7 protein-coding genes are annotated in these 8,074 nt (G+C 47.2%); 5 read left to right on the top strand and 2 right to left on the bottom strand.

All coding sequences use genetic code 11. The features are described from left to right. Positions 1-559: 559 nt before the first annotated feature. The gene (locus TZ48_RS25715; protein ID WP_275426405.1) at positions 560-862 is read right to left on the bottom strand and encodes a ferric iron reductase; all 303 of its coding nucleotides are present in this window, start codon (positions 860-862) and stop codon (positions 560-562) included. A 17-nt stretch (positions 863-879) separates the two neighbouring features. Continuing rightward, entirely contained in the window at positions 880-2,334 is a 1,455-nt protein-coding gene (locus TZ48_RS03280; protein ID WP_239670685.1) for an IucA/IucC family protein, read from the bottom strand. A gap of 260 nt (positions 2,335-2,594) precedes the next feature. On the opposite strand from TZ48_RS03280, the gene TZ48_RS03275 reads away from it, so the two are divergent. The 5 genes from TZ48_RS03275 to TZ48_RS03255 are packed head-to-tail and all read left to right on the top strand — an operon-like array spanning position 2,595 to position 8,028. Beyond that, positions 2,595-3,716 carry an MFS transporter gene (locus tag TZ48_RS03275; protein ID WP_112478250.1) on the top strand — a complete coding sequence of 374 codons (1,122 nt, stop codon included), beginning with the start codon at positions 2,595-2,597 and terminating at the stop codon, positions 3,714-3,716. Continuing rightward, positions 3,713-5,911 carry a TonB-dependent receptor gene (locus TZ48_RS03270; protein ID WP_112478249.1) on the top strand — a complete coding sequence of 733 codons (2,199 nt, stop codon included), beginning with the start codon at positions 3,713-3,715 and terminating at the stop codon, positions 5,909-5,911. Before TZ48_RS03275 ends, TZ48_RS03270 begins: the two co-directional genes overlap by 4 nt. A gap of 5 nt (positions 5,912-5,916) precedes the next feature. Continuing rightward, complete coding sequence (locus tag TZ48_RS03265) at positions 5,917-6,687, top strand: ABC transporter ATP-binding protein (protein WP_112478248.1); 771 nt, start codon at positions 5,917-5,919, stop codon at positions 6,685-6,687. After that, the gene (locus TZ48_RS03260; RefSeq protein ID WP_112478247.1) at positions 6,684-7,691 is read left to right on the top strand and encodes an ABC transporter substrate-binding protein; all 1,008 of its coding nucleotides are present in this window, start codon (positions 6,684-6,686) and stop codon (positions 7,689-7,691) included. The genes TZ48_RS03265 and TZ48_RS03260 overlap by 4 nt, the downstream gene beginning before the upstream one ends. Next, entirely contained in the window at positions 7,684-8,028 is a 345-nt protein-coding gene (locus TZ48_RS03255; RefSeq protein ID WP_112478246.1) for an iron chelate uptake ABC transporter family permease subunit, read from the top strand. The genes TZ48_RS03260 and TZ48_RS03255 overlap by 8 nt, the downstream gene beginning before the upstream one ends. Positions 8,029-8,074 lie beyond the last annotated feature (46 nt).

Raw genomic sequence — 8,074 nt, 5'->3', positions numbered from 1 at the left:
TCAATTATTCCTCCCAGCGACGTAGTTAATTGTTTCTATTGGTGACTTTTATTGTCAGTACTCTCGGCGGGAATAAAATATGCAGATTGTAGAGTGGGCATTCATATTGTTCTTTGCATTTGGTGGTCTGCTATTAGTGTGGTTTATATTGGTTGGCGGAGTTTTGACTTTTTTTACTCCAAGGAGAGTTATTCAGTACGCTTTTTCCCCAGAGCATTATACAAGGGGAGAGCTTGCGCTAGTGAGAGGGTTCCATTTCGTAGCACTAACACACGGTATAGCTTTGCTTACTGCTGTCACCTTCCCTAAATGGGCAAAAAAGCGGCGATTGACGGAAATACGCTCCGTATGTTCTCCAATCTTCATAAAGCTTTCCATTACATATATATACGTCCTGTGGATTTTGACGGTTTCAGTCCTTATTTGTTTGGCAACGATGACGATTCTACAGTGATCGTGTTTATTGCAATTCACTGCTTTGGTGTTTGAGTTTAAGGTAGTATTTTTCAATTGCAGTGACACTCAGTCACTGCAATCGAGCACATCAATTTGTTCTTAGTTACGTTTCAAGCCCAATTACCAAAGGGTTCCGTATCGGCTCCCCAAGCTCAGGCAGTGGCCTTTGATTACTTTCCCCATATCCAATTTTAAACTTCACTCGGTTAAGACAGACCTTATCGATGTGTTCGCTAAGCAGGTTGAAGGCTTCAAAGCGGGGTTTTAAATGGGGGTGAGCCGCTTGGTAGCGTTGAATCTCTTTAGCGAGTATGCCGTAGAATTTTGTCTCACTGATCCCTTGGGGTTCAAGTCCGTTCTGTCCTGACTCGGTTGTTTCTAACCACGGGGAAATAAATCGAAGCACAGTGACGAAATGACCGGTCAGTAGGTCATGAACGAGGTACTTGGCTGGTAGCGTGTCAGGTTTTGCTTGATGGCATCATCGAGTGAGTCCAGTTCAGGGAGTTCTTCGTCCACCAACCTTAAGTCGCCATGAAAGTCTTTGATGATACAGCCTACCGGCTGATTGTTTTCAAGAGTCAGTGTCACATTTTGCCCGTGAGCGACGAGCCCTACACCATATTGGCACATCAAGTGGTAGAGCGGGATGACGACATGGCGAAACAGTTGAGTTAGCCATTGTTCCTGCGAAAGACCAGAGGCATCGATTAACGCCAAGATACATGCGTTTCCTTTGCCATCATCCTGCATTAATGTTGCCATCGACATCGGTCTTTGTTCTGAATTGATGACTGACTCCGCACGTTCTCGCCAAATGCAGCCGAGCATTTCATTGTATCGATAGGCGCCTTCGATTTGAGATTGATACGGGTGAGAAACAAAAATTCCCCCGAGTTCTTGCTGCACCTTAAGCCCGAGGGAGTTAAGTAGTGGGTCGTTGCTAGCAATGTCTGCTAGCCAAGTCGATATGGCTGCCCCTTGCTGAATGTATTTGCCTGGAATGCCGCGATAGCAAGAGGTATTGAGTATGGTGACGGCTGTTTTAACATCGAATTTGGTCTCAGGGGATAGGGCGCTGAGCGTGCGTATGGACTGTTGGGGCTGCCATAGTGCTTTTGAGTAACCGAGGTCGATACACCGTCCATCCTCAAAGTAGTCTTGGAATTGAATACGGATAAAGCGTTGATATTGCCAAGGGTGTATAGCAATCATAAGGTAATCCGTTTCGTGACCTTTTGGTAACTGTGCATGCAAACCGTCATAATCACTCGGTGACATGGTGGCTTTGATCAAATCGGCAGCTGCTAGAACGTCACGAAACCCGCTGTGGCAAAGTGAATGGTGCACAGCCACATAACGCAGTTGAAAACCGACACTGGTTTCTGGTGAGTAACGTTTTAACTCATCTTCTCCCCAGCCTAATCGACCTTTGTTAGCGATAAGCTTTGGGTGTGCATCGAGATAACGTTGTCTTTGGATTTCATCGCAATTGATGATATCCGACGCGGTGACATGCTCGAGTATTTTGACGCGTTCCACTTCACTGAATAGGGTTTGATTCATTTCTTCTATGAGACCAGAAAGGTCAATGTCGTTTATTTTTATTGTCGCTTGAAGATCAATTAAAAACTCACTAATTGTTGGGTTATTTGAGTTTTCATTATTTATCGAATTAATAATAGGGTTATACATTCCCCAAATACTTTTTCTTGCATCAAACTGCCAGGTGACCTTATTTAAAACAAGTGTTATCCGCGCAATGTCTTTACTCATGGCGACCTCACGGTCGAACTCAAACATCTCTTCAAAATCAAGCTCGCTAAGTGCTTTGGCGATGAGCTTTTGATTTGCCTGATACCAGTACTGCTTTGTCACGATTTGTCCCTTTTTGTCATTATCTAATTGATAAATATATAGATATGGATGTGATTCGTTTATGTAAATAATCTATTGACAAATTGCTATGAGATCAACAATCATAACGATAATTATTATCATTTTCATAAAATATGTAGTGTAGTTGTTGCTATGTGGATGCGTGGTGCCTTACTTGCAGTAGGGCTAAATCAAACATTGTTGTTGAGTTTATTGCCAATTTTAGTGGCAGTACTCGGTATTGAAGGCTCAGGGAAATCATGGTCTTTGATCATGGCTTTCCTGAATTTAAATATGCTGAGTTTCTTTATTGGCTCGGCGTTTTGGCAGGAGTCATTATTCGCCTTGGTTACTTATCTAGCACAAAAATAACGATCTTGGGCTACTTTCTATCGAATGCTTTGTTTGTGGCTTTGCTTTTAGGTGCGACCAATAGCGTCCAGTTCAGTATTGAGTTTCTCGTATTGATTGGTGTATCTCGTTTATTTATGGGGTTCTTTTCAAGTGCGTTCATGCCGGTCGCTCAAGGGAGCATGTATGCACAAACGTCATGTGAGCAAAGACGGTACAAGAAGCTATCCAAAATAAGTGGAGCTTTGACACTCGGACGACTTGCAGGACCGGGATTGGTTCTATTGCCAGTTGATTGGCTTTGGGTATTGACGATTCCTTTTGTGCCGATGTCTTGGAGCTATTTTAAGCGTCTATCTATTTCTTCTACCGGCCAAGAAGCAGAGCTATCTACTGCGCCTAAAACCCAGACGCTGTCGCTATTTTTACTCTATCCGTCCTCTTTGATCGCGCCGCTTGTCATAGCGCTGTCTACCACCGCCTTGGTGGCGAGTTTTCAACTCGCACTCGCTCCCGAGATGACATCACTAGTAGGGGACGCCGAACAGGCGAGTGAGATGCTTGCTTTATTGATGCTTGCGTTGTCGGTACTGCTGTTCATTCTGCAAGTCTGGGTTATGCCTTGTCTAGCTAAGTGGCTTAAGACTCGCCTTTTCATCATTGCCTTCGGTTTAGTGGGCTTCGGCTTACTTGCGCTGATCCCAGACCCCAATTTAACAAACTTTATTCTCGCAGGCTTAGCTCTCGCGCTATCGATAGCGGGATTACCCCCTTGGTACAGCCAAGTCGCGTTTCGACGTGGAGAGCCGAAGCGCAAGGTGTCTGAGACCAGTGGTTTGCTGGTTCAAAGTCATTCTTTGGGACACCTAGTCGGCACTGCAAGTGCTGCGCTGTGCCTGAGCGTTGGCATCAATGCTCTCTATGCATCGAGCCTGTTCGCACTCGTTATTTTGAGTCTGATGTGGGTCGTAGTATCGACATCTCGCTCGCTTTTAACCACCTCTATATCAGAAAGTAAAGGAACAACATGAACACTTTAGTGAGAAAGGGTCTTCCCCTCACCACACTGGCCATGGCCATCTTGGTTCACAGTGCCGCTTACGCCTCACCAAAATCAGACCTAGAAACGGTGATTGTAACGGGCTCAAAAATCCAAAGCACGATCGCGGATTCTGCAACAACCATGTGGGTAATCGATCAAAAAGAACTCGAAAAGCAGATCAATGCGGGCGCTGACTTAAAAGGAGCCCTCGGAAGACTGATACCAGGTTTTGACTTTGGTAGTGGAAGTCGAACTAACTACTCACAGAATCTACGTGGGCGCTCAGCACTCGTGATGATTGATGGTGTATCGCTGAACTCAACGCGTGAGATCAGCCGCCAATTCGACAGTATTAACCCATTTAACATCGAGCGTGTTGAGGTGCTATCTGGTGCGACCGCATTATTTGGCGCGGGAGCATCGGGCGGTATCATCAATATCATTACCAAAAAAGGCGAGTCTGGAGAGTTGGGCGTTGAGGCTCGTATTGGCGGTGTCTCTGGCTTTAACAGCAGTGAAGATCTTACCAAACAGGCCGCAGTCGCCATTTCTGGTGGTAATGACACGGTGGCAGGTCGCCTTTCGGTTGCTTATGAGGGGAAAGGCGCCGCGTTTGATGGCGATGGCAACATGATCATGCCAGACATAACGCAAACAGACATGCAGTTCAACGATGCCGTTGATGTTATGGGCAATCTAGAGTTTCACTTTGACGAGCAGCAGTCGCTATCTCTTACGGCACAATATTATGACAGTCAGCAAGATACTGAGTATGGCGCGTATTTAGGCTCTAATTTGGCAGGCATTATGGGCTTTCCTGAGTTCATTGACATTCAAAAAGGTTTGAAGCTTGACGAACAGCCGTCAACAAAACGGTCTTTCGTGAATGCTCAGTACAAGCATGATGATGTGTTGTCTCATGCGCTGCTAGCGCAACTCTACTACCGTAGCGAAGAGCTAGGTTTTTTTCCATTCCCAGATACTCGAACCCCTATGTATGGCGCTTCTCAGCAAGACACCAGCATTTTTGGTGGCAAGTTAATGCTACAAAAAGAGTGGCAAGACGTGTCACTAAACTACGGTGGCGACTACGCCTCTGAGACATTCAGTGCAAAACAGCGGGTGTTTGATCTTGCAACTGCGATGGCTTCGGGGGCGATGACGTTTGAAAAGTTGCGTGAGCATCAGCGCTATCCAGAAATCGATACTCAAAATGCAGCATTGTTTGCTCAAGCTAATTGGCGTGTAGCGCCAGATTGGTTGTTAACCGGTGGAGTTCGTTATCAACAAACGCGTTATGACGTTAGCGATTTCGTTGGCTTGTCTCAACAAGAGTATGTGGCTCAGGGGCTTATCTCTGGTGCGGATGCAATACCTGGCGGTAGCTCATCAACGGATGTTTGGCTATTCAATGCAGGTGGTGTTTATGACTTGTCAGACAGCCAGCAGCTATGGGCGAACTTTAGCCAAGGCTTCAATGTGCCAGATCCAGCAAAAGTTTACGGTAAAGGGACGTACGACTATACCTCTAATCCGGGGCGAGCGACCTTAGTTAACAGTGTCAATATTAACAACACGCCGCTGCCGGGAGTGAAAACCAATTCGATTGAACTGGGTTGGCGCGCTACAGAAGAGAACTATCAGACTCAGGTCGCAGGGTATTACTCGTTGTCGGACAAGACTCAGAAGATCGATACCAGCGATATGACCTTAGACGTCGGCAATGAAGAGAGTCGTATTTATGGTATCGAAGGTCAGTTTGATTACTACTTCACACAAAACATCTATGCCGGTATTCAAGGGCAATGGATCCGCAGTGAAGAGAAAAACCAAGGCTCTTGGCAAGACATGTCAGTGCAGTTTGCTAGCCCGTCTAGTGCGGTGACGAGAGTGGGTTACGACAACCTAAATTATGGTGCGGAGCTGTTTTTGCAATCCTTGGCAGACTACGAGGACGCAGACAATAACAAGCTAGACGGATACCATTTGGCGGGCTTAACCGGTTACTACGCGCTACCTGTAGGTCAAATTAATTTTGGTATCGAGAACCTGTTTAACACGGTTTACGAAACGATTTGGAGTCAGCGCGCTCAGGTTCTATACGGAACGATTTCTGCCCCTGAGCTATTTCGTTACAACGGTCAAGGTCGCACATTTGCGCTTAGCTACAGTGCGGAGTTTTAACCGTTATGTCGCTAACGTTCTCCAATCTTAATCTAAATGTTCAGGGTAAAACTTTACTGAGCGATGTCAGTGGCACCTTCCGAAAGGAGGTGACTGCACTGGTCGGTCCTAATGGTTCAGGGAAAAGCACGCTACTTTCTGTTGTCAGCGGTCTGTGTGCACCGACGAGCGGTGACGTGACGCTGGAAGGTGCCCCACTTTCGAACCTTTCTAAACCACATCTCGCGCGTTCCTTGGCGTTATTGCCCCAACGAAACCCGCTACCGGCCACCTTAACGGTGAAAGAGCTTGTGGCTTTCGGTCGCCACCCACATAAGCGCTGGTATCAGCGCAGTGATGATAAAGATCGAGCGCTGATTGAGTGGGCGATGCGAGAGACCGAAGTCAGCGGTTACCAAGACACGCCCCTGACATCACTTTCAGGTGGTGAACTTCAACGCTGCTGGCTGGCCATGGTGCTGGCTCAGGATACGCCTATCCTCATGTTGGATGAGCCCACTTCATGGCTCGATATTGCTCATCAAATCAATCTACTCACCATAGTCAGGCGGCTTAATACAGACTACGGCAAAACGGTCGTCTGGGTATTGCACGATCTCAATCAAGCTAAGCTCTACAGTGATAATGCGATGCTGATTTCCGAGGGTAGTATTGTTGCGCAAGGGAAGGTCAGTGAGGTGTTGGCACCTGATGTGATTTCCGACATTTACCACACACCGATTAAGCAGGTAAACGTTGATGGTCAGTGGATTTTGTGGCCGGAGGCGCAGCGATGAAAACGTTTTGGGTAGCGATAATCATGTTGGTCGCGACGTCGAGCCAAGCTCAAATCCCTGACCAGATATGCTTGGCAACCTGTGTGAGTGTTGATAAGCCTAAGTTAAGGGTAGTAGCGCTTAATTGGAGCGTTGCTGAAATGTTGCTGACACTGGGCATTGAGCCCCTAGGTGCGCCGCAAATTAATGGTTATAAAAAGTGGCAAACCAACCATCCTGCCATTGGTGATCATGTATTGGATATTGGCCGTCGCCAAGAGCCCAGTCTCGCTGCGATTGCGAGCTTGAAACCGGATCTGATTGTTGGTTACCAATTTCGTCATCAGCGGTTACTGCCGCAGCTTGAGCAAATCGCGCCAACCTTGCTTTATCGGCAATATGCGTCGAGTGATGAGAGCGCGTTTAACTACTTTGATCAGTCTCTACGTGTGTTCAAAGCCATAGCCAAGGTCACTGGCAATAGCGAGCAGGGAGAGATGATAGTCGAGACGTTGCACCAAACACTCGCCAAGCTCCGCCAGCGCCTGCAATACTCTAAGCCCATCACCTATGCCAAGTTTGTCGGCATGGGCTACGGACTTCGGGTCTTTAGTGACAACAGTCTAGCGGGGCAAATTATCCACCGTTTAGGGCTAAATTATCACTGGACTCAAGCCCTGCCTGGTAAAGACTTTACCCATCTGACTATCGAGCAACTGCCCCAGCTTAACAATACCTTGGTTTTGTTAGCCGGCGATCAAGCCAATAGTGAGTACATCACGGCTTCTCCAGTTTGGAAGACACTGCCTTTTGTTCGCGATCATCATATCGAGCCGGTAGAGCCGCTTTGGAGTTTTGGCGGTCCGGTATCCATTGAACGTATGGCTCGCGCTTTTACAGTGGCAATCGAAGCGCATTCTCATGGCGCCAATATAAAAAGCGTTCATTCACCAGATACTCATTCATCAGATACACATTCGCCTGAAGGCAGTGCAGAACAAATCAGTGAGGCAGAGCATGGTTAAGACATTTCTCCCGCTTTTTGGATTACTGGTGCTGGCGTTAGTTGGATACCTAACGATATTGCCGTCTATTGGTGATCCCATTGTGGCGCAAGCCATGTTCAACAGTGTGTGGTTACCTACTGCGCTGATGGCAATAATGATCGGCCCATTGCACGCAAGTTCCGGTCTGCTTATCCAGATATCGCTTAATAACGAGTTTGCCTCACCTTCAACTTTAGGTATTGCATCGGGGGCGCTGCTTGGTGCGGTGCTGGCGCAAATACTCCTCCCTCAGAGTGGCTTTGTTGTGGTCTGGGCGGCGCGTCTGTTGGTGCCTTGCTGCTGTCGGGAGTCGTGATGGCGGTGAGCCGTTTGGTTGGCGGTGGACAGCTGGCAATTATTCT

Source organism: Vibrio variabilis (assembly GCF_003263785.1).
Taxonomy (GTDB): Bacteria; Pseudomonadota; Gammaproteobacteria; order Enterobacterales; family Vibrionaceae; genus Vibrio; species Vibrio variabilis.
Note: the sequence above shows the minus strand (reverse complement) of the source record. Positions and strands in the feature narration are given on the sequence as shown.

Bases quoted from the DNA above. Each gene is read 5' to 3' on its own strand.
- TZ48_RS03275 (WP_112478250.1), top strand. From the start codon at position 2,595: ATGGTCTTTGATCATGGCTTTCCTGAATTTAAATATGCTGAGTTTCTT.
- TZ48_RS03270 (WP_112478249.1), top strand. From the start codon at position 3,713: ATGAACACTTTAGTGAGAAAGGGTCTTCCCCTCACCACACTGGCCATG.
- TZ48_RS03265 (WP_112478248.1), top strand. From the start codon at position 5,917: ATGTCGCTAACGTTCTCCAATCTTAATCTAAATGTTCAGGGTAAAACT.
- TZ48_RS03260 (WP_112478247.1), top strand. From the start codon at position 6,684: ATGAAAACGTTTTGGGTAGCGATAATCATGTTGGTCGCGACGTCGAGC.
- TZ48_RS03255 (WP_112478246.1), top strand. From the start codon at position 7,684: ATGGTTAAGACATTTCTCCCGCTTTTTGGATTACTGGTGCTGGCGTTA.